The 26855-nt window shown below is 71.6% G+C and carries 19 protein-coding genes and 1 tRNA gene; 14 read left to right on the top strand and 6 right to left on the bottom strand.

The features are described from left to right. The first annotated feature begins 49 nt into the window (after window positions 1–49). The 3 genes from IF47_RS0116430 (at window position 50) to glmS (ending at window position 3505) form a co-directional block, all read left to right on the top strand. On the top strand, window positions 50–982 hold the full coding sequence (locus IF47_RS0116430) for a DUF4429 domain-containing protein (RefSeq protein ID WP_031509546.1): 933 nt from the start codon (window positions 50–52) through the stop codon (window positions 980–982). A 289-nt stretch (window positions 983–1271) separates the two neighbouring features. Beyond that, a complete protein-coding gene (locus IF47_RS0116425; protein WP_031509545.1) occupies window positions 1272–1547 on the top strand; it encodes a hypothetical protein in 276 nt (91 codons plus the stop codon). A 131-nt stretch (window positions 1548–1678) separates the two neighbouring features. Then, window positions 1679–3505, top strand: coding sequence for a glutamine--fructose-6-phosphate transaminase (isomerizing) (gene glmS / locus IF47_RS0116420; protein ID WP_031509544.1), 1827 nt, complete (start codon window positions 1679–1681; stop codon window positions 3503–3505). A 356-nt stretch (window positions 3506–3861) separates the two neighbouring features. Here the strand turns inward: glmS and IF47_RS0116415 are convergent, their stop codons facing one another. Beyond that, window positions 3862–4383: a universal stress protein gene (locus IF47_RS0116415; RefSeq protein WP_031509543.1), complete on the bottom strand. Its 522-nt coding sequence runs from the start codon at window positions 4381–4383 to the stop codon at window positions 3862–3864. A gap of 371 nt (window positions 4384–4754) precedes the next feature. On the opposite strand from IF47_RS0116415, the gene IF47_RS27905 reads away from it, so the two are divergent. From IF47_RS27905 to IF47_RS0116395, 4 genes are all read left to right on the top strand, one after another. Beyond that, a complete protein-coding gene (locus tag IF47_RS27905) occupies window positions 4755–5141 on the top strand; it encodes a hypothetical protein (RefSeq protein WP_037732758.1) in 387 nt (128 codons plus the stop codon). A 387-nt stretch (window positions 5142–5528) separates the two neighbouring features. Continuing rightward, window positions 5529–6803 (top strand): helix-turn-helix domain-containing protein, encoded by a 1275-nt coding sequence (locus IF47_RS0116405; protein ID WP_031509541.1) that lies wholly within the window; start codon window positions 5529–5531, stop codon window positions 6801–6803. Window positions 6804–6813: 10 nt separating this feature from the next. After that, entirely contained in the window at window positions 6814–7419 is a 606-nt protein-coding gene (orn, locus tag IF47_RS0116400; RefSeq protein ID WP_031509540.1) for an oligoribonuclease, read from the top strand. A gap of 113 nt (window positions 7420–7532) precedes the next feature. Continuing rightward, a tRNA-His gene (locus tag IF47_RS0116395) sits at window positions 7533–7605 on the top strand. Window positions 7606–7674: 69 nt separating this feature from the next. On the opposite strand, the gene IF47_RS0116390 is transcribed toward IF47_RS0116395, so the two are convergent. Further along, entirely contained in the window at window positions 7675–8115 is a 441-nt protein-coding gene (locus tag IF47_RS0116390; protein WP_245641138.1) for a murein hydrolase activator EnvC family protein, read from the bottom strand. Window positions 8116–8778: 663 nt separating this feature from the next. Between IF47_RS0116390 and IF47_RS0116385 the strand changes: the two genes are divergently transcribed. Beyond that, complete coding sequence (locus tag IF47_RS0116385; RefSeq protein WP_169745221.1) at window positions 8779–11733, top strand: polysaccharide lyase family 8 super-sandwich domain-containing protein; 2955 nt, start codon at window positions 8779–8781, stop codon at window positions 11731–11733. A gap of 135 nt (window positions 11734–11868) precedes the next feature. Here the strand turns inward: IF47_RS0116385 and IF47_RS0116380 are convergent, their stop codons facing one another. Next, window positions 11869–14823: a glycoside hydrolase family 48 protein gene (locus IF47_RS0116380; protein ID WP_031509537.1), complete on the bottom strand. Its 2955-nt coding sequence runs from the start codon at window positions 14821–14823 to the stop codon at window positions 11869–11871. A gap of 619 nt (window positions 14824–15442) precedes the next feature. Between IF47_RS0116380 and IF47_RS0116375 the strand changes: the two genes are divergently transcribed. Further along, a complete protein-coding gene (locus IF47_RS0116375; RefSeq protein ID WP_031509536.1) occupies window positions 15443–17188 on the top strand; it encodes a glycoside hydrolase family 6 protein in 1746 nt (581 codons plus the stop codon). Window positions 17189–17368: 180 nt separating this feature from the next. On the opposite strand, the gene IF47_RS0116370 is transcribed toward IF47_RS0116375, so the two are convergent. Continuing rightward, window positions 17369–18406, bottom strand: coding sequence for a LacI family DNA-binding transcriptional regulator (locus IF47_RS0116370; protein WP_031509535.1), 1038 nt, complete (start codon window positions 18404–18406; stop codon window positions 17369–17371). Window positions 18407–18709: 303 nt separating this feature from the next. On the opposite strand from IF47_RS0116370, the gene IF47_RS0116365 reads away from it, so the two are divergent. The 4 genes from IF47_RS0116365 (at window position 18710) to IF47_RS0116350 (ending at window position 23522) form a co-directional block, all read left to right on the top strand. Then, entirely contained in the window at window positions 18710–20029 is a 1320-nt protein-coding gene (locus tag IF47_RS0116365) for an ABC transporter substrate-binding protein (RefSeq protein WP_031509534.1), read from the top strand. Between the two features lie 7 nt (window positions 20030–20036). Continuing rightward, window positions 20037–21077, top strand: a complete 1041-nt coding sequence (locus IF47_RS0116360; protein WP_037732757.1) for a carbohydrate ABC transporter permease — start codon at window positions 20037–20039, stop codon at window positions 21075–21077. A 5-nt stretch (window positions 21078–21082) separates the two neighbouring features. Next, window positions 21083–22021, top strand: a complete 939-nt coding sequence (locus IF47_RS0116355) for a carbohydrate ABC transporter permease (RefSeq protein ID WP_425423602.1) — start codon at window positions 21083–21085, stop codon at window positions 22019–22021. A gap of 70 nt (window positions 22022–22091) precedes the next feature. Continuing rightward, window positions 22092–23522 (top strand): GH1 family beta-glucosidase, encoded by a 1431-nt coding sequence (locus IF47_RS0116350; protein ID WP_031509531.1) that lies wholly within the window; start codon window positions 22092–22094, stop codon window positions 23520–23522. A 513-nt stretch (window positions 23523–24035) separates the two neighbouring features. On the opposite strand, the gene IF47_RS0116345 is transcribed toward IF47_RS0116350, so the two are convergent. After that, window positions 24036–25415, bottom strand: coding sequence for a HAMP domain-containing sensor histidine kinase (locus tag IF47_RS0116345; RefSeq protein ID WP_031509530.1), 1380 nt, complete (start codon window positions 25413–25415; stop codon window positions 24036–24038). Window positions 25416–25442: 27 nt separating this feature from the next. Next, complete coding sequence (locus tag IF47_RS0116340; protein WP_051717774.1) at window positions 25443–26186, bottom strand: response regulator transcription factor; 744 nt, start codon at window positions 26184–26186, stop codon at window positions 25443–25445. Window positions 26187–26283: 97 nt separating this feature from the next. On the opposite strand from IF47_RS0116340, the gene IF47_RS0116335 reads away from it, so the two are divergent. After that, entirely contained in the window at window positions 26284–26829 is a 546-nt protein-coding gene (locus tag IF47_RS0116335) for a hypothetical protein (RefSeq protein WP_031509528.1), read from the top strand. Window positions 26830–26855 lie beyond the last annotated feature (26 nt).

The raw sequence follows: 26855 nt of genomic DNA, 5'->3' as shown, positions 1-26855 counted from the left end.
GGCGTGCAACCCCGAGGCCCCCACCGTCGCGGACTGAGAGAATCGGCCCATGGCGGAGATAATCCAGCAGTCGGGGACCTGGACGTTCGACGGCGGCACCGTGCGCATCGTGCCCGGACACCACAAGAGCGTGCACAGGCTGAGGCGGCTGCTGGGCGAGCTGGCGGTGCCCCTCGAGGCGGTGGCCGGGATCTCGTACGAGCGCGGGCGCAAGAGCGGGTGGCTGCGGTTGCGGCTGCGGCACGGGGCCGACCCACTCCTCCAGGCCGCGGGCGGGCGACTGCCCGAAGCGGCCGACCCCTACCGCCTGGAGGTGGAGCCGGGCCGCTCCGGGGTCGCCGATTACCTCGTGGAGGAGGTCCGCAACGCCCTGCTGCTGGAGCAGGTGCCCACCGAGGAGCCCTGCGACCACTACCTGCTGCCCGGCCCGTCGGTGCCGCTGTCGGTGCAGGGCACCGACGGCACGGCGTCCTTCGACGGGGAACGCGTCCGCCTCGAATGGAACTGGATGGCCGAGAGCAGCAAGTCCTCCGCCGGCCCCCGCGCGTTCGCGCTGCACGACCTGGAGAGCGTGGAGTGGTCCCCGGCGATCGGCCTGGAGAACGGCTACCTGCGGTTCCGCCCCAAGGGGGCGCACCCCGCCCTCAAGCCCGACCATGACCCCAACTGCCTGGTTCTGTGGGGTGTGCGGCAGGCGAAGGACGTCAGTTCGGTCCTGCTGGCCGCCGCCGTCGTCGCCCGTCTGCCGCACCCCTCGGCCGTCTTCCCCTCGGCCGTCTCCGAGGCCGGTGAGGCCCTGCCCGCCGACGAGAGCGCCCCGCCCGCGCTCACCAAGGGCGAGCCGAAGACCCCGGCCGCCTCGGACACCGACCACGACGTCCTGCTGCGGCGGCTGCGCGAGCTGGGCGAGCTGCGCCGGGACGGAATCCTCACCGACGAGGAGTTCACCGCGGCCAAGCAGGCGGTGTTGCGCAGGTTCTGACGGCGGGTTCCGACGGCGAGCTCCGACGGCGGGACGGCGCTCCGGAGAACGTCCCGCCGCCCTCGGGCGCCCTCGACACGGGTGCCGGGGCCCGGCCGTGGGAGTGCCGCACCTCGACCCACCCCGTCCGGCTCAGGCCCGGCGGGGTGGTCTCGTCGTCCCCTCTTGTCCGGGTACGGGCGGACAGCACGGATCACCTTCCGGCCCGTCCGTCGCTCTTTCACCTCACTCCTGCCCGATATCGGGCAGATTTCTTGCGCAAGGGACCGTCGAACCGCAGTATCAACGGGTGCTCGAACGCCTCGCACTCCACGAAGACCTCGTCGACCACCTGGTCCGCTCCACGCCGCTCCGGCGCGGCGAGGCGGTCCGCGTGGTCCTGGACGTCCTGGCGTACTTCGACGAGACGGTCGAGGAGTTCGTGCGCCGCCGCCACCGGGAGTTGCAGGCCCGAGGGTTGACGAACCCGGAGATCTTCGAGCGGATCGCGGCCGAACTGCCGCACCGCGCGGTGGCGCCGCCCGAACTCTCCCAACGGCAGTTGCGCCGCATCGTCTACGGCTGAGCCGCGCGACGACACGGCGGGCGACGCGAGCGGCACGGGCGTCCCGAGCGGCACGGACGACGCGGACGACCCCATCGACACGGACGCCTCGGACGACATGGACGCGGCGCGACGGAATCGGAGGACCTGATATGTGCGGAATCGTGGGATACATCGGGAAACGCGAAGTCACCCCTCTCCTGTTGGAGGGGCTTCAGCGCCTGGAGTACCGGGGGTACGACTCCGTCGGAATCGCCGTCCACGGCACCGGGACCGGGCGGGCCGCGGGCCTGCGGACGGTCAAGGCCAAGGGCCGCGTCCGCGATCTCCGGGACCGTGTTCCCGAGCGCTTCGCGGGCACCGTCGGCATCGCCCACACCCGCTGGGCCACCCACGGCGCCCCGAGCGACGAGAACGCCCACCCGCACCAGGACGCGAGCGGTCGGGTGGCCGTCGTCCACAACGGCATCATCGACAACGCCGGCGAGCTGCGCGCGAGGCTGACGGCCGAGGGCGTGGAGTTCGCCTCCGAGACGGACACCGAGGTGCTGGCCCATCTGATCGGCCGTTCGAAGGCCCCGACGCTGGAGGAGCGGGTCCGCGAGGCGCTGGGGGCGATCGAGGGCACCTACGGCATCGCCGTCCTCCACGCCGACTTCCCCGACCGCGTCGTGGTGGCCCGCAACGGCTCGCCGGTGGTGCTCGGCATCGGCGAGCGCGAGATGTTCTTCGCCTCCGACGTGGCCGCGCTGGTCTCCCACACCCGCCAGGTGATCACCCTCGGCGACGGCGAGATGGCCACCCTCACGACCGACGACTACCGCACCTACACCACCGAGGGCAGCCGTACCTCCGCCACCCCGACGACGGTGGAGTGGGAGGCCGAGTCGTACGACATGGGCGACCACGACACCTACATGCACAAGGAGATCACCGAGCAGGTCGAGTCGGTGGACCGGGTGCTGCGCGGCCGGATCGACGACCGTTTCGCCACCGTCCGCCTCGGCGGCCTCAACATGGACGCCCGCGACGCGCGCGGGGTGCGTCGGGTGAAGATCATCGGCTGTGGCTCGGCCCACCACGCGGGGCAGATCGGCGCCCAACTGATCGAGGAGCTGGCCCGCGTCCCGGCCGACGCCGAGCCGGCCGGCGAGTTCCGCTACCGCAATCCGGTGGTGGACCCCGACACCCTCTACATCGCGGTCAGCCAGTCCGGCGAGACCTATGACACCCTGACCGCCGTCCAGGAGCTCAAGCGCAAGGGCGCCCGGGTGCTGGGCGTGGTGAACGTCGTGGGCTCGGCCATCGCCCGCGAGACCGACGGCGGCGTGTACGTCCACGCGGGGCCGGAGGTGTGCGTGGTGTCCACCAAGTGCTTCACCAACACCGCCGTCGCCTTCGCGCTGCTCGCCCTCCACCTCGGTCGCATCCGGGACCTGTCGGTGGCGGACGGCCGGCGGATCATCGAGGGCCTGCGGCGGCTGCCCGGACAGATCGCCGAGATCCTGGAGCAGGAGGAGGCGATCGCCAAGCTGGCCGCCGAGTACGCGGACGCGAAATCGATGATGTTCGTCGGTCGGGTGCGCGGCTACCCGGTGGCGCGCGAGGCGGCGCTGAAGCTGAAGGAGGTCTCCTACATCCACGCCGAGGCGTATCCGGCCTCCGAGCTCAAGCACGGCCCGCTCGCCCTGATCGAGCCCGCGGTGCCGACCGTGGCGTTCGTCCCGGACGACGAACTGCTGGAGAAGAACCGCGCCACGCTGGAGGAGATCAAGGCGCGCGGCGGGCGCGTCCTGGCCGTCGCGCACGCCGAGCAGGAGAAGGCCGATCACACGATCGTCGTGCCGCGCAACGAGGTCGAGCTGGACCCGATCCTGATGAGCGTCCCGCTCCAGTTGCTCGCCTACCACACGGCCCTGGCCCTGGGCCGGGACATCGACCGGCCGCGCAACCTGGCGAAGTCGGTGACGGTGGAGTAGGGCGCGACGTGCGGGCGGTCCCCTCGTCCGTGCCACCAAGCGCACGAGGGGACCGCCTCCCTCTCGCCGGCGTCGCCCATCACACCGGCGGGTGGGCCGCCCCACGGGACCGTCACTTCCCGCGCGGCGACACGTTGCCTGCTGTATGCCCGCATCGAGCGGGTGTTCCACCTCTACGCGCGGGTAGATTTGTCGATTCCCCGCTTTGGCAGGGGAGTTGGGGGAGAGCGCGCGTCGGTCGCGGCGACGTGGCGGCCCGGGAAGTCCGGGACCGGGGTGGACGACTCGGGAGAGCGGCCCGGAGGACGGCCCCGGGGGGTGGTGGCTCAGGGGGGTGGTGGCTCAGGGGGGACGGCTCAGGGGATGACGATGACCGGCCGCCGCGCGCGGCGGGCGAGACGGCCCGCGACCGAGCCGAAGATCCGGCCGACGAGGCCGTGCGTGGAGCCGACGACGATGGCGTCGGCCTCGTACTCGCGGCCGACCTCCTCCAGCTCGTGGCAGATGTCCCCGCCGCGCTCGACGAGGATCCAGGGCACGTCGGACAGGTGGTCCGCGCAGGCCAGCTCCAGACCCAACACCTCGGTGCGGTGGTCGGGCACGTCCACAAAGACCGGTGGCTCACAGCCGGCCCACACGGTGGTGGGGAGTCGGTTGGCCACGTGGACGATGATCAGGCCGGAGTCGGAGCGTCGGGCCATGCCGACGGCATAGGCCAAGGCGCGCTCACTCGACGTGGAACCGTCGAAACCCACCACGACCCCGTGCTGGAACGCCGGATCGCAGGAGTGGCGCGCTTCTTCCGCCGCCTGGGGTGTCGCCGTCGGATCGGCGACCCGCTTGCGGTCCGCGGGGTCGGGGATCTCGTGTCCAGCCATCGGTAACTTCACGTGCGCCTTGGAATACGACCGGGAATCATGTTCCTCAGCCCATACCCCTGAGGGTACGTCGACACTCCCCTCTTGCCCAGGGCCGTGGTCACTGTCGGTTCGGTCCGTCGGTTCGGCCTGTCGGCTCGGTGCAGCATGCCGGAGCGGGAGACGTTGCGCAATGCCCGTCCCGCCCTCCACGCCCCCCGACGGACCCCCCGAACCTCCCTGAAAGCGCTCTCACGGCCTTCTCCGGCCCTTTCCGGCCTCCGCGGCCGGAAAGGGCCGGAGAAGGCCCCGGAGGCTCCCCACGGGGCGTGGAGCGGCCGGAACGGTTCCCTGGGCGGTGACCGGGACGCCGGTTCCGCGTTGGGCAGGGCATGCCCGCACCCCTGCCCTCTCCCCGATCCGCGCGGAAGAGCGCCCACCGCCGCCCGCACTCCCCCGCGGCGCGTCCGGCCGACCGGATGGACGACCGGGCGAACGGCAGGGTCGGCGGCGGGGTCGGCGGGGCGGACGAGGTCGTCCGCTGGGCGGCCTTCGGCTGCGTCCTGGTCCCCGTCGTCCTGCTCGCGTGCGGCTCCCCGCTCGGCGGCGCGATCGCCGCGACCGGCGGACTCGCCCTGGTGACGGCCGTCTGCCACGTCCTGCTGCGGCACTGTGAGCGCACCGCCGCCCGGTCGGCGGTGGACCGGGTCGGCCCGCACCGCGGCCGGCACGGTCGCACCGGGGCGGGGGCGCACAGGGGCGGACACCGGCGGCGGTAGGACGCTCCCCCCGCGCGGAACGCAATCTTCCGGGGACGCCGTCCCCTGCCTTCCCCACCCCTGTGCTTTTCGGCCAACTTCCAGCCGTGGTACACAACTTGCCAGAGGCGAATCCGGATACCGCCCGTCAGGGCGGCCAGAACCGAGGGGAACATGTGCACCCTGCGGACGGACGACAGGGGGGACGAGGCGTCCCTCCCGGGGGCGGCGACGAATGGAACGCTCCGTGATCGAATGCTTCACGCCAAGTTGTCTTGTCGACATAGCGGCGAGTGGTGAACTAGTCCCATCAGCCTCGTCGAACACAGTAGATTCGATCTTGGCTGACTACGGCGGGGGACATGTGCAGGACCGGAAGGAAGCGACGACCGAGGGGGGCTTAGTTCCATGAGCCAGGACCCAACGCACGGCCCTGCGCCGGCGCGCAAGCTGTCCGCGCGCCGCCGCCGCGAGATCGTCGCCGTACTGCTCTTCAGCGGCGGCCCGATCTTCGAGAGCTCCATCCCGCTGTCCGTCTTCGGAATCGACCGGCAGGACGCCGGCGTCCCCCGCTACCGCCTGCTGGTGTGCGCGGGCGAAGAGGGACCTCTGCGTACCACCGGCGGCCTGGAGCTGAGCGCTCCGTACGGATTGGAGGCCCTGTCCCGGGCCGGGACGATCGTCGTCCCCGCCTGGCGATCCATCACCCAACCACCGCCCTCCGCCTCGCTCGACGCCCTGCGTCGGGCGCACGAGGAGGGCGCACGCATCATCGGCCTGTGCACGGGCGCCTTCGTGCTCGCCGCGGCCGGACTGCTGGACGGCCGACCCGCCACGACGCACTGGATGTACGCGCCGACGCTGGCCAAACGCTATCCGGCGGTCCACGTGGACCCGCGCGAGCTGTTCGTGGACGACGGCGACATCCTCACCTCGGCCGGAACGGCGGCCGGCATCGACCTGTGTCTGCACGTGGTGCGCACCGACCACGGCGCCGAGGCGGCGGGAGCCCTGGCCCGCCGCCTCGTCGTACCGCCCCGGCGCGGCAACGGCGGTCAGGAGCGCTACGTCGACAGGTCTTTACCCGAGGAGATCGGCACCGACCCGCTCGCCGAGGTCGTCGCCTGGGCCCTGGAACACCTCCACGAGCAGTTCGACGTGGAGACTCTCGCCGCGCGCGCCTACATGAGCCGCCGGACCTTCGACCGGCGGTTCCGCTCGCTGACCGGCAGCGCGCCGCTGCAGTGGCTGATCACCCAGCGGGTGCTCCAGGCGCAGCGGTTGCTGGAGACCTCCGACTACTCGGTCGACGAGGTCGCCGGACGCTGCGGCTTCCGCTCGCCGGTCGCCCTGCGCGGTCACTTCAGGCGGCAACTGGGCGCCTCCCCGGCCGCGTACCGGGCGGCCTACCGGGCCCGCACCAGGCCGGAGGGCGGCGGATCGGGCGAGGAGCGGGCACAGGAGGTCCGCGCCGAGCGGACGGCCGCGGCCGAGTCGACCGGCCCCGGCGCGGTCCACGCCACGCGGCACGAGCGGGGCGACCGGGTCGAGCGCGTGGAACGAGGAGAACAGTCCGACCGGACAGGGCACGGCAAGCGGGGCGAACGGGGCAAACCGGCCACGGACGCCTACACCCCGCGGCTGCCCTCCCAGCGGGGCCGCAAGCCCGGCGGGGCCCCGTAGGCTGGGACGCATGAACGATCGTTTGGTGTGGATCGACTGCGAGATGACCGGGCTCTCGCTGTCCCAGGACGCTCTCATCGAGGTGGCCGCCCTGGTCACCGACTCGGAGTTGAACGTGCTCGGCGACGGGGTGGACATCGTGATCCGCCCGCCCGCCGAGGCTCTGGAGACCATGCCCGACGTCGTCCGCGAGATGCACACCGCCTCCGGGCTGCTCGACGAACTGGAACGGGGCACCACGCTGGAGGACGCCGAACAGCGGGTCCTGGAGTACGTCGGGAAGTACGTGCCGGAACCCGGCCGGGCCCCGCTGTGCGGGAACTCGGTCGGGACCGACCGCGGCTTCCTGATGCGCGACATGCCCACGCTGGAGGGGTACCTCCACTACCGGATCGTCGACGTCTCCTCGATCAAGGAGCTGGCGCGGCGCTGGTACCCGAAGGCGTACTTCAACAGCCCCGAGAAGAGCGGCAACCACCGGGCGCTGGCGGACATCCGGGAGTCCATCGCGGAACTGCGCTACTACCGCGAGGCGGTCTTCGTGCCGCAGCCGGGCCCGGACTCGGAGACGGCCCGCAGGATCGCCGCCCGGCACGTGCCGCCGGCCGCCCGGTAGCCGATCGGGCGGCCGGCGGCCCGGCGACGGGCCCACGCCGGCAAAGGTGGCGCGAGCACTGCCGGCGACCCTGTACACTCTTCTTTGGCCGGTGCGGAAAAGCGCCGGTCGCGGTGGGTATAGCTCAGCTGGTAGAGCACCTGGTTGTGGTCCAGGATGTCGCGGGTTCGAGTCCCGTTACTCACCCTGGTGCCGAGGGCCCGATCCGGAAGACGGATCGGGCCCTCGTTCCGTGTGCCGTTCGTCACGGCGGACTCAGACCAGGTTCACGCCCCGCCGGGCCAGGTAGGCCACCGGATCGACGTCCGAGCCGTACGCGCGGCCGGTGCGCACCTCGAAGTGGAGGTGCGGTCCGGTGACCCGGCCCGTGGCTCCCGAGGAGCCCACCCGGGTGCGGGCCCGCACCCGTTCCCCGGAGCGGACGGCGATGTCCGACAGGTGGGCGAAGAGCGTGTAGTGGCCGTCGTCCATCTGGATCGTCACGGCCTTCCCGTAGGAACCGGACCAGTCCGCGAACACCACGGTGCCCGGACCGACCGAGTAGACGGGGGTTCCCACCGGCATCGCGAAGTCGATGCCCGTGTGGTGGCCCGCCTGCCAGTTCCCGGGGATGCCGTAGGCCGCCGTGACCCGGTAGTCCCCCGCCACCGGCCGGGCCCAGCGTCCGGCGAGCGTGCTTCTCCTCGCATACGCCACGGGGGCCGCGTCGCCTCCCGGCCCGGCCCCCGATCGTCGCTCCCCGCCCAGGAGGGGAGCGATTCCCAGTACCGTCAACGCCGCTCCGCGCAGGACCAGCCCGCGTCGGCTCGGCGTCCACTGCCGACACTGCTGACGACGACTCTGCCGTCCGTCTTGCGTAGTCATCGGTCCGACCTCCCGTTCGGCGGTGTCATAAATGTGAGGACACGTCAGACCGCGCGTTCTCGCATCTTCGCCAACGGCGTCCGGACCGCCGAACGGCGTAGCGTCCGCCGTGCACCGGAGCGCGAACCCGCGCTCAAGGCAGTGGTGTTGCGGTTTCCGACGCGGAACCGCGTGACAATCCCCGGACAGGTGAATGGACTAAACCACCCTCAGCCCATCCTCGCCCCGCCCTCGGCCCGCCCTCGGCAGGGCGGTGGCGCCGGGCGACGCCCCCTCGGCCGTCCGTCCGGCACGTGGCCACTCCCCGACTCCTTCGGTACGTTCCGTATCGGGACGGGCACGGAACGGATGTGGAGCGGATGCAAAACGGCGGCGGCGCGAGGAGGAACCATGGCCAGGACGGGCCCAACGGGCGGACCGCGCAGGAGGATTGTGGTCGGGGCCGGGGCCTTTCTGGCCCTCGGAGGGCCGTCGGCCCGGCCGGGAACGGCGAGCGTGGCGCCCCCCGGCGCACGGGAGGAAGCCGAAAGGGCTCCTGACGACGTGTACGCGGTGTACGCGGAGCTGTTGCGACGGCGGCGCGAGACGCTGGTCGGGGGCGAGGTGCCGGCGGGGAATCCGAGCCACGCCGACCACGTCGCCGCCGTCGCGGCGTGGGACCGCGTCGCCCGGCGGCACCTGGAGTCGCTGCGCACCGGCCCCGGCCGCACCACCCCCTGGGACGACCTGCCGCTCGGCGAGGAGGCGGGGCCCTCGTCGAACACCACCGCGGTGGCGAACCGGCTGCACGCCATCGCCCTGTGCCTCGCGACGCCCGCGAGCCGGCTGTACGGCGGCGCCGAGGCGACCGCGCGGGTCGCCGAGGGGCTGCGTGTCCTCCACACGTCCGTCTACCACGCCGGACGGGCGCAGTACGGCAACTGGTGGGACTGGGAGATCGGCACCCCGGGGGCCGTGGGCGACACCTGCGTCCTGCTGGGCGACGCGGTCGGGGCCGACACCCGCGCCGGGCTGCTCGCCGCGATCGACCACTTCGTGCCCGACCCGAGGCGGATGCTGCGCGACTCCCTCGTCTCCACCGGCGCCAATCGGGTCGACCTGTGCCGGATCACGGCCGTCCGCGGCGCACTCAGCGCGGACCCGGACAGGCTCGCGCTCGCCTCCTCCTCCCTGGTCGGGGTGCTCGATCCGGTGCCGATCGGCGACGGCTTCCACGCCGACGGCTCGTTCCTCATGCACACCTGTGTCGCCTATCCCGGCACCTACGGCGAGGTGCTGCTGCGGGGCATGGTCGAGCTGACGCGGCTGCTGGCCGGCACCGAGTGGGACGTCGGGGCCGCCGAACGCGCGCGCACCACACGTGTGGTGGAGCAGACCTTCGTGCCGCTGGTGCACGGCGGGCTGATGCTCGACTCCGTGCGCGGCCGGGCGATCTCGCGCTCCCACGCGCGGGACGCGGACGACGGCTTCCTGCTCGCCGTGGACGCGGTGGGCCTGGCCGCCGCGCTGCCGCCCGAGGAGGCCGCGACCGCGCTGCGGCTGAGGTCGCTGGCCAAGAGGTGGCTGCGGCGCAACACCCACCGCCCCCTCGCCGAGCGGCCCCCCGCGCGGATCGCCGCCGTGGCGGGCGTCCTGGCCGACCCGGACGTCCCCGAGGCGGACGAGCCGGTGGGGCACTTCGCCTTCCCCGACATGGAGCGGATCGTCCACCGCCGTCCGGGGTGGACGTACTCGCTGTCGCTCAACTCCGACCGGGTGGCGCGCCACGAGTACATGAACGGGGAGAACGCCCGGGGCTGGCACACCGGTGACGGGATGTTCCAGCTCCACCTGGACGACGATCTCTTCCAGTACACCGACGAGTACTGGCCCACCGTCGACCCCAAGCGCCTGCCCGGCATCACCGTGGACACCGCCCCGCTGCCGGCCGGGGCGGGCGGCGACAACGACCACGTGCCGCTGTCGGGCACGCGCTGGTCGGGCGCGGTGGGTCCGGTGGCGGGAAGCGGACTCGGGCTGGCCGGGATGGACTTCCGCGGGATCGACTCGCCGCTGCGGGCGCGCAGGTCCTGGCTGTTCCTGGACGACGCCGTGCTGACCGCCTCCTGTGGCGTCACCGCCGACGGCGGGCGCCGGATCGAGACGGTGGTGGACGCCCGGAACCTGCACGCCCCGGACGACCCGCGGCCCGCCCGGCTCACCGTGGACGGCACGGAGGCGCCCGAGGCGCTCGGCGAGACGCTGCGCCACCCGCGTCCCCGCTGGGCGCACCTGGGCGGGACCGGCGGATACGTCTTCCTCGGCCTCCCCGAGGGCGTGCCGGGGCCACACGAGCTGCTCAGCCGCCGCGAGGACCGCACGGGCTCCTGGCGGGACCTGAACGTCGGCGGCCCGACCGCGCCCGTCACCCGTCGTCACCTGACGCTCTGGCACGACCACGGCACCGACCCGACGGGCGCGGCCCACGCCCACCTGCTGCTGCCGGGCGCCTCGTCCACCGCCACGGCCGCCCGCGCGGCCCGTCCGGGCGTGGAGGTCGTCGCGCTGGACGAGGGCGTGCACGCTTTCCGCACGGCACCCGGGGCGCCGGGCGTCCCGCCCGGGGCGCGCCTGACGGCCGTGAACTTCTTCGCCGCGGGCTCCGCCGCCGGGATCACCGCCGACGGGCCGTGCGCGGTGCTGGTCCTGCGGGAACCGAGGGCCCTGCGGATCGCCGTGAGCGATCCGTCCCGCTCGGCCGCGGTGGTGCGGTTGACCCTGGACCGGGAGCAGGCGGGCGGGCGGCGGGTGGTCCGCGAGAGCGACACGGGGCTCACCGTGCTCTCGGCGGGAGAGGACGGCGTCCACCTCCTCGCGGAGACCGGCGGACGGCACGGCGCGACGTTGGCCGCCACCCTGATCCCGGGCCCCGGGCACGCGGCGCCGCACCGGCGGGCGGTGCTCCTGGAGCCGGTGGCGGACGCGACCGTGCGCGGCGGCGCGCACTCCGGGGAGAACGACGGCGCGTCGGCCGTGCTGACCGTGCACAACGGCGGGGACGGAGACGAGCGGCGGGCGTACCTGCGGTTCCGGCTGCCGCGCGGCACCGGGGCCGGCGACGTCCGGCGCGCGGTGCTGTGGGTGCGCGGGCACGTCCCGAACGATCCGGGCACCCGCGAGGACGACATGCTCCACACGTCCCTGCGCGCCCGTGGACCGGCCGGGAAAGACTGGAGCGAGACGGACCTGACCTGGGACACCGCCCCCGCTCCGGGCCCCGCCCTGGGCGAGGGACGGGTCACCACCTACGACGACTGGACGGGCCTGGACGTGACCGCGGCCGCCCGGCGCCCGATCACCGGGGAGTGGACCCTGGTGCTGGCGCAGGACGGCCGCGGCCATCGGGTGCGGCTGAACAGCGGAGAGGCGGGGGAGGACGGACCGCTGCTTCAGCTCGTCACCGGTCGGTGAACACGTGGTGTCGTTCGCTTCGAGTCGTTCGTTCGGGAGTCGTTCGTTTGGGAGTCGTTCGTTTGGAAGGCCCCCCGGCGCGGCCGCCGTCGACTCAGACCGGGCCGGGGGGCCGGCTCTCGTTCCCTCTCGCGGCTACTCGCCGAAGAGGTCCGCGTAGGTCGCCAGGGCGAGCGCGGCGTCCGCCTGGGCCCAGAACCGGTGGTAGGTGAACGTCGGCGCCTCACCGCCGTTCAGATAGCTCTCCACCTTGTTGAACTGCGGGTCGTCCTTGTAGAAGGAGCGGATCGACAGGAAGGTGGAGTCGGAGCCGATCCTGTCGCCGTTGGGCATGGTGCCGGTCCAGCCCGAGGGGACGTACACCTTGTCGTCGAAGCGCTCGAAGTCGGTGCGGGTCTCCTCGACCGCGATGCCCATCGCGTCCTGGTGGTGGTCCCACATGGCGTCCATCAGGTCCTTGGCGGTGGTCCTGGCCTCCTCGTCGCCGGACTTGGCGGCGTAGTACATCAGGGTCTTGGCCAGGGCCGCGGTGACACCGACGTCGGTGGTGTAGTCGCGGACCGTCACGTGCAGGTTCGCGTTGTCACCCGGGTTGGACGGGTTCCAGGTGTCGGGCCTGCCCGACCACTGGAGGGTCGACGGGATCTGGTAGTTGCCGCCGGGGTTGACGGTGATCTCCGACAGGACCCAGTCCACCCACTTGTCCAGGACCTCCTTGGCCATGGCGTTGCCGGTCTCGTGGTAGAGCTCGGCGACGCGCTCCATCGACCAGGCCTGCATGCCGAACCACTGGTTCGACGGCGGGTCGTGGTAGACGGGCTTCTCGTCGTAGAACATGCCGTAGAAGGTGGGGGTGCCGGACGGCGGGGTGCCGTAGTTGCCGCCCCAACTGTTGGTCGCGCCGCCCGCGATGCCGCCCTCGTCGGACTGCAGCCAGCGGTAGAACTCGACCTGGCGCTGAAGGCTCTTCTCCCAGTCCGCCACGGAGGTGGAGCCCTTGGGACGCAGCTCCGGGACGGTGGTCAGGGCGTGGGCCGTCATCGGGTTCTGGTAGCCGAAGTGGTTGTGGCTGCTGCCGATCCGCCAGGCCCAGCCGGCGCTGGTGTCGGTGGCGCCGCCCCAGGCGTAGTACCAGGAGAGCAGGTAGTGCGCGCTGTCCTTGCCGGTGCCGGCGGGGCAGGAGGTGGGACCGACGCAGTTGCCGACCTTCTTGAAGTACTTGTCGAAGAAGGCGTAGCGCAGGTAGTCGCCCATCTTCGCGGCCTTGGTCAGGGTCGCGGAGATCTCGGACTTCCGGCCCTGCTCCTCGGCCCACATCTCGGCCCAGTAGGCGGCCTGGATGGCGCGGGCGTCGGCGTCGGGGGCGTTGGTGAACTTCCACTGCTTGGCGTAGTCGTCGTCGTCCATGAACAGGTCGAGGTACCCGTTCCTGCCGCCGAAGGTGAAGTCGTCGCAGGTGGGCTGCGGCACCGTCTCCCAGACCGACTCCTGCGAGCCGCGCTGGAAGGTGTTGATGTACGACGGGCCCTCCTGGCTCGGGCCGCCCTGGCAGACGCTGCCGGGGGCGTTGCCGTAGCCGTAGACGTTGTCCACGTCCTGCAGCCAGTGCATGCCGTAGATGTCGGAGGTGCCGTAGGCGCTGCGCAGTTCGGCCGCGATCGGGTCACGGCCCACCGGGACGTTGCCGTCGATCGCCGACGGGTAGTTCGACGGGTCCGGGTGCTCGGCCGCGTAGGTGGCCGGCTTCGACGCGTCGTAGAAGCCGTTGGTCGGCTGGTCCTCCTTCGTGGGGATCATGTACTTCTCCATGATCTGCCACGACTCGTTGAACGGACCCCAGTCCTCGGTGACCTTGCCGTACATGGCCTGGAGCCAGATCAGGTAGCTGTACGCCTCGGAGGTCGTCTCGTGACCGTGGTCGGGCGCCTCCACCATCAGCGTCTCGACCGAGTGGTAGGGGATGCCCTCCGGCGAGAAGTACCCGTTGGCCGGGTCGAAGATCTTGTTGTAGAGGTCGAGGAACCGCTGCTCGTACTCCCCGGCGTCACCGGAGTTGGCGAGCTGCGTCACCGTGACCTGGGCGTCCTTGTGACCGGGGGCGCTGACGGTGAACGTCGCGGCCCCCGAGCCGCTGTCCGCGGCGGCGATGGTCACCTTCTTGGGGGTGTTCCAGTCGGACGGGGAGAAGGTGAGCCGGTCGCCCTCGCGGACGGACAGACCGGAGTTGCCCGCGGTGCGGCTCACGGTCGCCGTCACGGTGGAGGTCGGCTGCTTGGAGAGCCGCACGGAGAACTCTCCGGTCTCCCCCTGGCGGATGCCGAGCTGGGCCGGGCTGACGACCAGCGCGGGGCCGGAGGTCACCTGGATGCCGACGGGGGTGGACTCGCTCGACATGCCGTTGGAGTCGTGGGCGACGGCGTAGAGGGAGTAGTTGCCCGCGGCGACGTCCTCCCACGCGAAGGTGTAGGGGGCCGTGGTGTCGGTCCCCAGCAGCTCGGTGTCGCTGTAGAACTCCACCTTCTCGATGCGGGCGCCGGGTTCCTCGGCGCGCGCGGTGGCGGCCAGGGGGACGGTCGCGCCCTCGGAGAAGACCGCGCCCGGCTCGGGGCTGGTCAGGGTGGCGGTGGGCGCGGCGGCAGCGCCGTTGCAGCGGGTGCCGTTGACCGAGAAGGAGGTCGGGTCGGTGTTGGTGCCGCTGTAGGAGAAGTTGGCGCCGGCGGTGACGGCGGCGCCGGCGGCGATCCTCGTGCTGTACGTCGGGTTCTTGACGGTGATGGTCCTGCCCGACTGCGACCACTGGCCGTTCCAGCCCTGGAGGAGCCTCTGGTTGCCGCCGTAGTCGTAGGTCAGGGTCCAGTTCTCGATGGCCTCGGAGCCCCGGTTGGTGATGGTGACGGAGGCGGTGAAGCCGGAGCCCCAGTCGTTCTTGGAGTAGTCGACGCCGCACTGGACGGCGGCGGCCTGGGCAGTGCCTCCGAGCGCCGAGGTCATCCCCAGCGGAAGGGAGACCACGGCGGCCGCCGCGAGCAGTCTCCTGGCTCTGCCTCTTCGAGATCTCGGTGGTGCGTCCGGAACCGGTAACACGGACATGCGGGAGTTCCCTCCTCGCGGCTCGGGAGTGGGGGGAGGAGCTGAGCTGTGCCTGGTGCGTGGGGAGGTGCCGAAACCAGTGGGAGCGCTCCCAAGGGTCAAGGTGGACATGACACCTGTCAAGAGTCTGAACGAGATGACCCTGCCGAAGAAATTCGGTCCGCCAATTCCTGAACCCACTCTGGCCACAACCGGAAGTTGCCGCTACGTTCTTTCCAACCAGTGGGAGCGCTTCCACAGTCGTGTGCCGGGAACGGCGCGTTCGACCGACCAGGAGCCGCTTCATGTACCCCCCACCGCGCCCCCGGGCGTCGTTCACCACCACGGCGCACGCCATCGCGCCTCTTCACGATCACGGCCGGTCCTCCGACCGGCCCGGTTCCCCCGACCACCTCCCGTCGCCTCCCGGCACCGCCGGTGGGCCACGCCTCCGGCCGGAACGGCGGGGAACGGGGCCGGAGCTCCCCGTGACTCCGCGCCACGTCGGCGGTCGTTCCCCACCACGGCCGAGGACCGCCCCGGTCCGGGACCGCACCCGTGACACGACCGCACCCCCGAGCCGCGGAGCAGGGCTCCGCCGTCGCCCGGAGGACACCCCGGAAGGAAGAGGAAGGATCGCATGACAGGCACCAGAACACCGGCGCGAAAGCGTCGTACGGCGTTACTCGCCGCGAGCACGCTGGTCGCCGGCGTACTCGGCGCGGGTGGCTTGATGCAGGGCACCGCCGCCGCGGCGCCCGCGTGCACCGTCGACTACACGGTCGTCAACGACTGGGGCTCCGGCTTCACCGCCTCCGTCACCGTGACCAACAACGCCACCTCCACCCTGAGCAACTGGCGGGTGGAGTGGGACTACGCCGGGAACCAGAAGGCTGGCCAGGCGTGGAACGCCACCGTCTCGCAGGACGGCGCGCACGTGACCGCGAGCGCCCCGTCCTGGAACTCGACACTGTCCGCCGGTGGCTCCGCCAACTTCGGCTTCAACGGGGTGTACTCCGGTTCGAACCCGAAGCCCACCACGTTCAAGCTCAACGGCACCACCTGCAACGTGGACGTCCAGGACCCGGACATCCCCGACGAGCCGGACGACCCGACCGACCCGCCGCCGCGCGGTGACCGCGTGGACAACCCGTACGCGGGCGCCAAGGTCTACGTCAACCCCGACTGGTCGGCCCAGGCCGCCAGGAGCGGTGGTCGGGCGATCTCCAACCAGCCCACCGCCGTGTGGCTGGACCGCATCTCCGCCATCGAGTCGGGCTCCGCGGGCGAGAACACCATGGGCCTGCGGGACCACCTCGACGAGGCCCTGGAGCAGGACGCCGACGTCATCCAGATCGTCACCTACAACCTGCCCGGCCGCGACTGCGCCGCGCTGGCCTCCCAGGGCGAGCTCGGCCCGAACGAGATCGACCGCTACAAGCGCGAGTTCATCGACCCGATCGCGGAGATCGTCGGCGACCCGAAGTACGCCGGCCTGCGGATCGTGAACATCGTCGAGATCGACTCGCTGCCGAACCTGGTCACCAACGTCGGCAGCCGGGCGACCGCCACCCCGCAGTGTGACGAGATGCTGGCCAACGGCAACTACGTCAAGGGCGTCGGCTACAACCTGGCCACGCTCGGCCAGTACGACAACGTCTACAACTACATCGACATCGGCCACCACGGCTGGCTCGGCTGGGACGACAACTTCGGCGCGTCCGCCGACATGCTCTACAAGGCCGCCACCTCCGAGGGCGCCACGGTCGACGACGTCGCCGGCTTCGCCGCCAACGTCGCCAACTACGGCGCGCTGAAGGAGCCCCACTTCACCATCAACGACACGGTGAACGGCACCTCGGTCCGCCAGTCCAAGTGGGTCGACTGGAACCGCTACGTGGACGAGCAGTCCTACGCCCAGGCCTTCCGCCAGGAGGCCGTCCGGGCCGGCTTCCGCTCCGACGTCGGCGTGATCATCGACACCTCCCGCAACGGTTGGGGCGGCCCCAACCGGCCCACCGCCCCCGCGGCCAAGACCAATGTCGACAGCTTCGTCGAGAACAGCCGCATCGACCGCCGGATTCACACCGGCAACTGGTGCAACCAGGCCGGCGCCGGTCTCGGTGAGCGGCCGAAGGCGGCCCCCGCCTCCGGTATCGACGCCTACGCGTGGATCAAGCCGCCGGGGGAGTCGGACGGCGCCAGCGAGGACATCCCGAACGACGAGGGCAAGCGCGCCGACCAGATGTGCGACCCCGACTACGGGGGCAACGCGCGCAACAACAACAACAAGTCGGGCGCCCTGCCCGGTGCGCCGGTCTCCGGCCACTGGTTCCAGGCCCAGTTCGAGGAGTTGCTGCGCAACGCCTACCCGCCGATCAACTGATCATCGACCGACGCGAGTCGGCCGTGTGATCCGTGAACGACGGTGACGGCGGGGGGCCGGTCGGTGCGCCGACCGGCCCCTTCGCGCATCTCGTGATTCCTCGCCGAACCCCGTGGGCAGACCGGGTTCCCGCGAGAAGCCACGACGCGCGACGACCGAGCCGTGCGATCGCGAACGCGACTACGACGAGGAGCGGCGGACCAGCTCCGTGGCCAGCACCCGGTTCGAGCGGCCGTCCCGGCCCTCCTTGCGCCCGGCGATCTCCTCCAGCAGCACCCGGACCATGGCGCGGCCCATCTCCTCGATCGGCTGCCGCACGCTGGTCAGGGGCGGGTCCATGTGACGGGCGACGGCCGAGTCGTCGAAGCCGACCAGGGCCACGTCGTCGGGCACCCGACGACCCGCCTCGCGGAGCACGGCCCGGGCGCCGGCGGCCATCACGTCCGAGGCGCAGAACACGGCGTCCAGCTCGGGGCGCGCGGCGAGGAGTTCCCGCATGGCGCGGCGTCCGCCCTCCTCGGTGAAGTCCCCCTCGGCCACCAGCCCGTCGTCCTCCGCCAGCCCCGCCGCCCGCACCGCTTCGCGGTACCCCTGGAGACGGCACCGGGCGACGTACATGTCCGGAGGTCCGGTGATGGTCGCCACCGACCGCCGGCCGCGCCCGATCAGGTGCTCCACGGCGGCCTGCGCGCCTCCGGTGTTGTCGCAGTCCACGTACGGGACGGGTTCCTCGCCGCCGCGGCGACCGCTGAGGACGGCGGGCATCCCGATCTCCTGCAGCAGGTCCGGCAGGGGGTCGTCGGCGTGGACGGAGAGCAGCAGCACCCCGTCCACGCGGTGGGCCGTGACGTACTGGGCGAAGCGGTCGCGCTCCTTGAGGTTGCGGATCAGCGTGAGCAACAACTGCATGTCGGTGTCGGCGAGTTCGGCGCTGACTCCGCGGATGATGCCGGAGAAGTACGGCTCGGCGAACAGCCTCGTCTCGGCCTCGGGGATCACCAGCGCGATCGCGTCCGTGCTGCCCGCGGCCAGCGCTCGGGCCGCCCGGTTGGGCACGTAGCCCAACTCGGCGATCGCCCGCTGGACGGCGGTGCGCGTCTGGTCGCTGACGTTCGCGGCGCCGTTGATCACCCGGGAGACGGTGCCGCGCCCCACTCCCGCGTAGGCGGCGACCTGTTCCAGGGTCGGCCTTCGACCCCGCCGTCCGCTCACTGTCATGACCGCCTCCCCAGGTCGTCCCTGCTCACGCGCGCGGAACCGTCCGGTCCCGTGCACCAGTATCGATCAGCCACCGAAGCTAACAGCCGGATAACTGCGTCGGGTCAGTCTGTCCATTCCCTTGACACCCGCGCCAGGGAGCCGCAACCCTTCAACTCATCACGTCTGGGAGCGCTCCCAAATGACCTGACCCATACAAACCCGCACGTTGCCCACCCGAGCCGCAGCACCACTCCGCCACCGCGGTCCCCCACACCTTTCTCTCGGCCGGGAGCGAAACGTTCAGGGCGCTAGGAGGACGCAGTGCGCAAGACCCGCACCACCCGCCGAGCCGTGGCCCTCGCGGCCGTCGCGGTCATCGGCTCCGGTCTGCTCGCCGGGTGCGCGAGCGACGACGGCACGGACAGCGAGTCCGGCGGCGACAGCGACGGCAAGACCGTCATCACCGTCGGCCTCTTCGGAACGTTCGGCTTCCAGGAGGCCGGGCTCTACGAGGAGTACGAGAAGCTCAACCCGAAGGTCGAGATCAAGCAGACCGTCATCGAGCGGAACGAGAACTACTACCCGCAGCTCCTCACGCGGTTGAGCAGCAACAGCGGCCTCGCCGACATCCAGGCCATCGAGGTGGCGAACATCGCCGAGGTGGTCCGGACCCAGGCCGACAAGTTCGTGGACCTGGGCAAGGCGGACGGCGTCACCAAGGAGGACTTCCTGTCCTGGAAGTGGGACCAGGCCACCACCCAGGACGGCAAGACCATCGGACTGGGCACGGACATCGGCCCGATGGCGATCTGCTATCGCAAGGACTACTTCGAGGCCGCCGGGCTGCCCACCGACCGCGAGGAGGTCGGCAAGCTGTGGGCGGGCGACTGGCAGAAGTACATCGACGCCGGCAAGCGGTTCCAGGAGAAGGGCCCCGACGGCGTCGCCTGGGTCGACTCCGCCGGCGGCGTGTACAACGCGGCCATCTCCTCCAGCGCCACCCGCTACTACAACGAGCAGGGTGACGTCATCTACAAGACCAACCCGGATGTCCAGAAGGCCTGGGACGTCGCTGCCGAGGCCGCGACGGAGGGCATGACGGCCAAGCTCCAGCAGTTCACCAAGCCGTGGGAGAACGCCATCAACAACGGCGACTTCGCCACGGTCTCCTGCCCCGCCTGGATGCTCGGCAACCTCCAGAGCAAGGGCGGCGAGAAGGCCAAGGACAAGTGGGACATCGCCCAGGCCCCCAAGGCCGGCAACTGGGGCGGCTCCTTCCTCGGCGTCCCCGAGGCGAGCAAGAACAAGGAAGAGGCGATCAAGTTCGCCGCCTGGCTGACCGCGCCCACCCAGCAGGCCAAGCTCTTCGCCGAACGCGGCAGCTTCCCCAGCGCCCAGGCGTCCTACGACACGCCCGAAGTCGCCGAGGCCAAGCACGAGTTCTTCGACGACGCGCCCATCGGTCCGATCTTCTCCCAGGCCGCGAAGGGCATCCCCACCCAGGTGATCGGTCCCAAGGACCAGCTCATCCAGGAGAACATCGTCGGCACCGGCCTGCTCCAGATCGAGCAGAAGGGCGTCTCCCCCGACGACGGCTGGAAGGCGGCCGTCAAGGCAGTCGACAACGCGCTGGACGAGTGATCGACAAGTGACCACTACCGGTTCGCCGGTGTCCGCGCCCCCCACCCACCAGGGGGGCGCGGCCCCGCGCCACAGGAACGCTCCTCCCTCCCGCGAGGCACGGCGGCGCGAACGCCGCAGCCGCTGGTACCAGCGGGACGTGAAGTGGAGCCCGTACGCCTTCGTCGCGCCGTTCTTCGTCTTCTTCGGGGCCTTCAGTCTCTTCCCGCTGCTCTACACGGGATGGGCCTCACTGCACAAGGTGTCGCTGACGGCCCCCACCGACATGGAATGGGTCGGCCTGCGCAACTTCACCCGGCTGTTCGAGGACGACTTCTTCTGGAACTCCCTGGGCAACACCTTCACCCTCGGGGTGATCTCCACCGTCCCCCAGTTGATGATGGCGCTCGGTCTGGCCCATCTGCTGAACTACAAGCTGCGCGGCGCCACGTTCTTCCGCGTCGCGATGCTGGCCCCCTACGCCACCTCGGTGGCCGCGGCGACCCTGGTCTTCGTCATGATCTTCGGCCGTGACTACGGCATGATCAACTGGGCCCTGGGGACCGTCGGCATCGACCCCGTCGACTGGCACAACGACAAGTGGACCGCCCAGTTCGCGATCTCCACGATCGTGATCTGGCGCTGGACCGGCTACAACACCCTCATCTACCTCGCCGCCATGCAGGCGGTCCCCAAGGACCTGTACGAGTCGGCGGCGCTCGACGGCGCCTCGCGCTGGCAGCAGTTCGTCCACGTCACCATCCCCTCGCTGCGGCCCACGATCCTGTTCACGATCGTCGTCTCCACCATCGGCGCGACGCAGCTCTTCGGCGAGCCCCTGCTGTTCAACCCCGGCGGCGGACCGAACGGCGGCCCGGACCGCCAGTACCAGACCCTGGGCCTCTACCTGTACGAACAGGGCTGGACCAACCTGCACCTGGGCCGGGCCTCGGCCATCGCCTGGGTGATGTTCCTGCTCCTGGTGCTGATCGCGCTGGTCAACTGGGCGATCTCGTACTGGATGAAGAAGAGCGAGCTGGGCCGCAAGGCCGCGAGGAGGCGCTCATGAGCGTGCTGAAGTCCGACCCCGCGCCCGCCGGACGCACCACGGCGCCCGGCTCCGGGGGCGACCGCCCCGGACCGACCCCCCGCGGCGGCGGCAAGCTCTCACGGGGGCGGGCCGGCAGCGCCGGCGGGCAGCACCACGGCGGCAGGCTGACGTACGCGGTGCTGATCGTCGTCACCGTGATCGCGCTGTTCCCGCTGTTCTGGACGGCCGTGGCCGCCTCCCGCAACAACACCCGGCTCGCGGAGACGCCGCCGCCCTTCTGGTTCGGCGGCAACCTCTTCAAGAACCTGGAGACCGCCTGGACCGACGCCAACATGGGTCTGGCGCTGCTCAACACCACGATCGTCGCCGGATCGATCGCGGCCGGCACCGTGCTGTTCGGGACGATCGCCGGATTCGCCTTCGCCAAGCTGCGGTTCCGGTTCCGCAACCTCCTGCTGATGCTGACGATCGGCACCATGATGGTCCCCCCGCAGCTCAGCGTGGTGCCGCTGTTCATGGCGATCGCCGAACTGGAGTGGACCAACCAGCTCCAGGCCGTCATCCTGCCGACCCTCGTCAGCGCCTTCGGCGTGTTCTTCATGCGGCAGTACCTGCTGGAGGCGCTGCCGACGGAGCTGATCGAGGCCGCGCGGGTGGACGGCGCGAGCAGTCTGCGCGTCCTGTGGCACGTGGTCTTCCCCGCCGCCCGGCCCGCGATGGCCGTGCTCGGCATGCTGACCTTCGTGATGGCCTGGAACGACTTCTTCTGGCCGATCATCGCGCTGAACCAGCAGAACCCGACCGTCCAGGTCGCCCTGACCGGCCTGGGCCGCGGCTATGTCCCCGACCAGTCGGTCATCATGGCGGGCGCCCTGCTCGGCACCCTTCCCCTGCTGTTGGTGCTCACCGTCTTCGGCAAGCAGATCGTCGGCGGCATCATGCAGGGGGCCGTCAAGGGCTGACGGCCCGCCTCCCCCCGTCCCACCCCCCACCCCCTCATATCCGTACGACCTTTGATGGGAGCGCTCCCATATGAGCCATTCCGCTTTCCCCGCCGACTTCCTCTTCGGCTCGGCCACCTCCGCCTACCAGATCGAGGGCGCCGCCGACGAGGACGGCCGCACACCGTCGATCTGGGACACCTTCTGCCGCACGCCGGGCAAGGTCCTCGGAGGCGACACCGGTGACGTCGCCGTGGACCACTACCACCGCTGGCGCGACGACGTGCGGCTCATGGCCGACCTCAACCTGAACGCCTACCGTTTCTCCATCTCCTGGTCCCGGGTCCAGCCGACCGGCCGCGGCCCCGCCGTCCAGCGCGGCCTGGACTTCTACCGCTCGCTCGTCGACGAGCTGCTGGAGAAGGGCATCACCCCCTGGATCACCCTCTACCACTGGGATCTTCCCCAGGAGTTGGAGGACACGGGCGGCTGGCCGGAGCGCGCCACCGCGGAGCGGTTCGCGGAGTACGCCTCGCTGGTCGCCGACGCGCTCGGCGACCGGGTGGAGCGGTGGACCACCCTCAACGAGCCCTGGTGCTCGGCCTTCCTCGGCTACGGCTCCGGCGTGCACGCCCCCGGCCGCACCGACCACACGGCCGTGCTGCGCGCCGCCCACCACCTCAACCTCGCCCACGGCCTGGGCGTCCAGGCGCTGCGCGCCGCCCTCCCCGGTCGCGCCCAGATCGGCGTCAGCATCAACCCGGCCGCGGTGCGCGCCCTCACCGACGCCCCCGAGGACCTCGACGCCCGGCGCCGCATCGACGCCCTGGCCAACCGGATCTTCGACGGGCCGATGCTGCGCGGCGTGTACGACGAGGACCTGATCCAGGACACCTCGCGCCTGACCGACTGGAGCTTCGTCAAGGACGGCGACCTGGCCCACGCCCACCAGCCGCTGGACGCGCTGGGCATCAACTACTACACGCCCACCCTGGTGTCCGCCTCCGCCGACCGGAAGCTGCCGCGCCGGGACGGGCACGGCGGCGGCGAGCAGTCCCCGTGGCCCGCCTCGGACGACATCGCCTTCCACCAGACCCCCGGCGAGACCACCGACATGGGCTGGACGATCGACCCGACCGGCCTGCACGACCTGCTCATGCGCTACCACCGCGAGACCGGCGGCATCCCGCTGTACATCACCGAGAACGGCATGGCCTGCGACGACAAGCCGTCCCCCGACGGCACCGTCCACGACCCCGACCGCGTCGCCTACCTCCACAGCCACCTGGGCACCGTGCAGCGGGCGATCGCCGACGGCGCCGACGTGCGGGGCTACTTCCTGTGGTCCCTGCTGGACAACTTCGAGTGGGCCTACGGCTACAGCAAGCGGTTCGGCGCGGTGTACGTGGACTTCGAGACCCTGGCGCGGATCCCCAAGTCCAGCGCCCTGTGGTACGCGCAGGTCGCCCGGACCGGCGTGCTCCAGGAGCCCGACGCGGTGCGGGAGCCGGTCGCCGACTGACAAAGAGAGCGACCGACGGGGGAGCGGCCGACGGTGTGGGCGGGGCGCAGCGGGTGTGGGGGGTGGAGACCGCTGCGCCCCGCCTGTCGTGGGGGGTGGCCGTACACGGGGCCCGCGGGCCCTGTGAGGCGGGAGTGCCAGAGGAGGTGCCGGAGAGCGGACCCGCGCGGGCCCTCCTCCGTGCCGTCGTACGCGGGGCCGTGGACTCCGACGGTGCCTGTCGCGGCGTCCGGCGCGTCCTGCGGGCCCGCCGTCACCGCGCCCGCCAGGACGAGTCCTCCGACCGCGACGATCGCCGCCGCGACCGCGTCGGCGACCGACTGTCGCCGCCCGTTCGGACGGCGCCGCTGTACGGCGATGCTCCTCATCCGCTCCTGCCTCGGTCCGGTGGGGGAAGGTGGACCAAGGAGCACGCTAGCGACTCCGAATCCGGCGAACCGCCCGATCCGGACACGGCGTCCGGGACTTATGCCTCCCTTAAGCCGGCCCTACGGAACGGCTCAGGAACCGCCACTATCGGCGTGCGCGCCGTCGCATCCTGTGTCCGCGGCGGCGCTCCGCGTCCTCGGTCGGCGCCCCGCCCAGGGAGAGCCAGACACGGACCTCCGTCCCCCCGAGCACCGAGCGGCCGATCCGCACGTCGCCGCCGGTGGACTCCGCCACGCGCCGCACGATGTCCAGCCCCAGCCCCGTCGAACCGGGCCCGCCGTCGCCGTGGCCTCGGCGCAGCGCCGCGTCCGGGTCGTCGATGCCCGGCCCGGCGTCGGAGACCAGCACGATCACCGAGTCGCCGGCGGCCCTGTGGTGCACATCCACCGCGAACGCCGTGCCCTCGGGGGTGTGTCGGAAGACGTTGCCGAGCAACGCGTCGAGGGCGGCGGCGAGTTCGGCTCGGGCAACGGGCACGTGAACGGGTTCCTCGACACCGGCCAGCCGCACCTCGCGCCCCTCGTCCTCGGCGAGCGCGGACCAGAAGTCCATCCTCTCGCGGATCACCTCGGAGGCGTCGCAGCCGGCTCCGGCACCCGGCGCTCCCGGGGGCTGGGTCCGCTGTTCGCGGGCGGTCCGGATGATGTGGTCCACCTCGCGCTCCAGTTGCGCGACGGCCTCGCGCGTCTGCTCGGCGGCGTCGCCGTCGCCGAGTGAGGCGGCGTTGAGGCGGAGCACGGTCAGGGGCGTGCGCAGCCGGTGGGAGAGATCGGCGGCCAACTCGCGTTCGTTGGCGAGGAGTTGGGCGACCTGATCGGCCATGGAGTTGAACGCGGCGGCGGCCCACCGCAGTTCGGCCGGCCCCTCCACCGGGACCCGCACCGCCAGCCGGCCGGCGCCCAGTTCCCTGGCGGCCCGGGCCAGCCGCTCGGCGGCGCCGACCATCCGGGTGCCGAGCCGGTCGGCGATGACGACGGAGGCGACGACGAGGGCGAGTCCGGTCCCGGCGAGGACGAGCCAGGCGGTGGCGACGCCATTGGTGACCTCCTCCTCCGGCACGAACACCTCGATCACCACGGTCCTGGTGGTGACGACCGGCTGGAGCAGCGCGAATCCGCCCTCGACCGGGATGACGGTGGCCCCCTCCAACCTGGCGACGGCCCCCATGTCCTCGTCGGACACCCGTCGTCTGCCGAACGCGGGGGCGTCGCCCCCCTGGGCGGAGGGCGCGTACACCGCGATCCGTCCGTCGGTTCCCGCCGGGGTGCCGGCCAGCGCCCGGTCGAGCTGGTCGCTGTCGCCGGTGATGGCCAGCACGGGGATGACGGTGGCGGCCAGCCGTTCGGCGCCCGCGAAGGCGCGGTCACGGGCCATCTCCTTGACGACCAGCGCGAGCGGCACCGCGAAGGCGACCACGACCATCGCGGTCACGGCGATGCACACCTTGACCAGCGCCCACCTCATCCGCCGCTCCCCTCCACGGTGTCGCCCTCAGCGTCTGGGGGAGGAGTGCGGGAGGTCCCTCGCGGTCTCCCGCGGGGGTTCCTGCGGGGGTTCCAGTTTGACGCCCACCCCGCGCAGCGTGTGGAGGTAGCGCGGGTTGGCGGCCGTCTCGCCGAGCTTCCGGCGCAGCCAGGACAGGTGGACGTCGACGGTCTGGTCGTCGCCGTAGCTCTGTTGCCAGACCTCGGCCAGCAGTTCCCGGCGCGCCACGACGACACCGGGGCGCTGCGCCAGGAAGGCCAGCAGGTCGAACTCGCGGCGGGTCAGCTCCAGGGTCCGGCCGTCGAGCACGGCCCGCCGGCGCAGCGGGTCCACGGCCAGCCCGCCGACCCGTATCACCCGGTCCGCGCCCGCCCCGCCCTGAGCGCCGCCGCGCGCGCGGCGCAGCACGGCGGCCATCCGGGCGGACAGGTGCTCCACGGAGAACGGTTTCACCAGGTAGTCGTCGGCACCGTCGTTGAGCAGCCGGACGATCTCCGTCTCGTCGTCCCGCGCCGTGGCCACGATCACCGGGACCTGGGTGATCCCGCGCAGCATCTTCAGCGCCTCGGCCCCGTCGAGGTCGGGCAGTCCGAGGTCGAGGATCACCACGTCGAACTCGTGGTGGGCGACCTCCCGCAGCGCTTCCAGGGCCGTCGCGACACTGCGTACGGTATGGGAGGCGTCCGTCAGGTGCCGGATGAGGGCGGAACGCACGAACTGGTCATCCTCGACGACGAGAACTCGGGCCATGGGCGGCACGTTACGGCATGCGCGGACACGTCAAGGAGATGCCCGCGAGGGCGGCGGACCGGGAACGGACGCGAGGAGAACGGGTGAGGTGCGCGGAATGCGACGAGGACTGGTCCACGTGGGAGCGTGGGCGCTGGCCACCGGGGCGGGGGTGACGCTGTCCTGGTACGGGGTGCACACCGTGGTGTCGGGCACCTCCTACGATCCGCCGCGCGTCCCGACCATCTCCGGGCAGCCGGCGCCGTCGCTCTCGCCGTCCCCGACCGCCGAACCCAGGACGGCCTCCACCCGTCGTCCCAGACCCTCCGACTCCTCCCGCCCCGCCGAATCCCCCGAACCTCCACGGGGTTCCCCCTCCGCCACGCCCTCGCGCACCGCCGACGAGCCGTCACGGGACCGTTCGGACGCCCCGTCCGGGAACGTGGAGAGCCACAACCTCCGCGGCGGCCGGGTCGCCTTCGACCTGGGACCGGACTCGGCGACGCTGGTGTCCGCCACGCCCCACGCCGGGTGGGAGATGCGGGTCTGGCGGGAGAGTCAGTGGATACGGGTCACCTTCACCCGCGGTGACGAGGCGTCGACCGTCTTCTGCATGTGGAACGGCACCCCGCCCCGAGTGGTGATCGACGAGCACGGCGGCTGAGCAAGGTGCCTCGGGGCCGGCGGCGG

The sequence above is a fragment of the Streptomyces megasporus genome (assembly GCF_000718985.1).
Classification (GTDB): Bacteria; Actinomycetota; Actinomycetes; order Streptomycetales; family Streptomycetaceae; genus Streptomyces; species Streptomyces megasporus.
This window is presented reverse-complemented; position numbering and strand designations above follow the sequence as displayed.

Coding starts and splice junctions, on each gene's coding strand:
- IF47_RS0116430 (WP_031509546.1), top strand. CDS start 50: ATGGCGGAGATAATCCAGCAGTCGGGGACCTGGACGTTCGACGGCGGC.
- glmS (WP_031509544.1), top strand. CDS start 1,679: ATGTGCGGAATCGTGGGATACATCGGGAAACGCGAAGTCACCCCTCTC.
- IF47_RS0116415 (WP_031509543.1), bottom strand. CDS start 4,383: ATGGCTGGACACGAGATCCCCGACCCCGCGGACCGCAAGCGGGTCGCC.
- IF47_RS27905 (WP_037732758.1), top strand. CDS start 4,755: ATGCCCGCACCCCTGCCCTCTCCCCGATCCGCGCGGAAGAGCGCCCAC.
- IF47_RS0116405 (WP_031509541.1), top strand. CDS start 5,529: ATGAGCCAGGACCCAACGCACGGCCCTGCGCCGGCGCGCAAGCTGTCC.
- orn (WP_031509540.1), top strand. CDS start 6,814: ATGAACGATCGTTTGGTGTGGATCGACTGCGAGATGACCGGGCTCTCG.
- IF47_RS0116380 (WP_031509537.1), bottom strand. CDS start 14,823: ATGTCCGTGTTACCGGTTCCGGACGCACCACCGAGATCTCGAAGAGGC.
- IF47_RS0116375 (WP_031509536.1), top strand. CDS start 15,443: ATGACAGGCACCAGAACACCGGCGCGAAAGCGTCGTACGGCGTTACTC.
- IF47_RS0116370 (WP_031509535.1), bottom strand. CDS start 18,406: ATGACAGTGAGCGGACGGCGGGGTCGAAGGCCGACCCTGGAACAGGTC.
- IF47_RS0116350 (WP_031509531.1), top strand. CDS start 22,092: ATGAGCCATTCCGCTTTCCCCGCCGACTTCCTCTTCGGCTCGGCCACC.
- IF47_RS0116345 (WP_031509530.1), bottom strand. CDS start 25,415: ATGAGGTGGGCGCTGGTCAAGGTGTGCATCGCCGTGACCGCGATGGTC.
- IF47_RS0116340 (WP_051717774.1), bottom strand. CDS start 26,186: ATGGCCCGAGTTCTCGTCGTCGAGGATGACCAGTTCGTGCGTTCCGCC.
- IF47_RS0116335 (WP_031509528.1), top strand. CDS start 26,284: ATGCGACGAGGACTGGTCCACGTGGGAGCGTGGGCGCTGGCCACCGGG.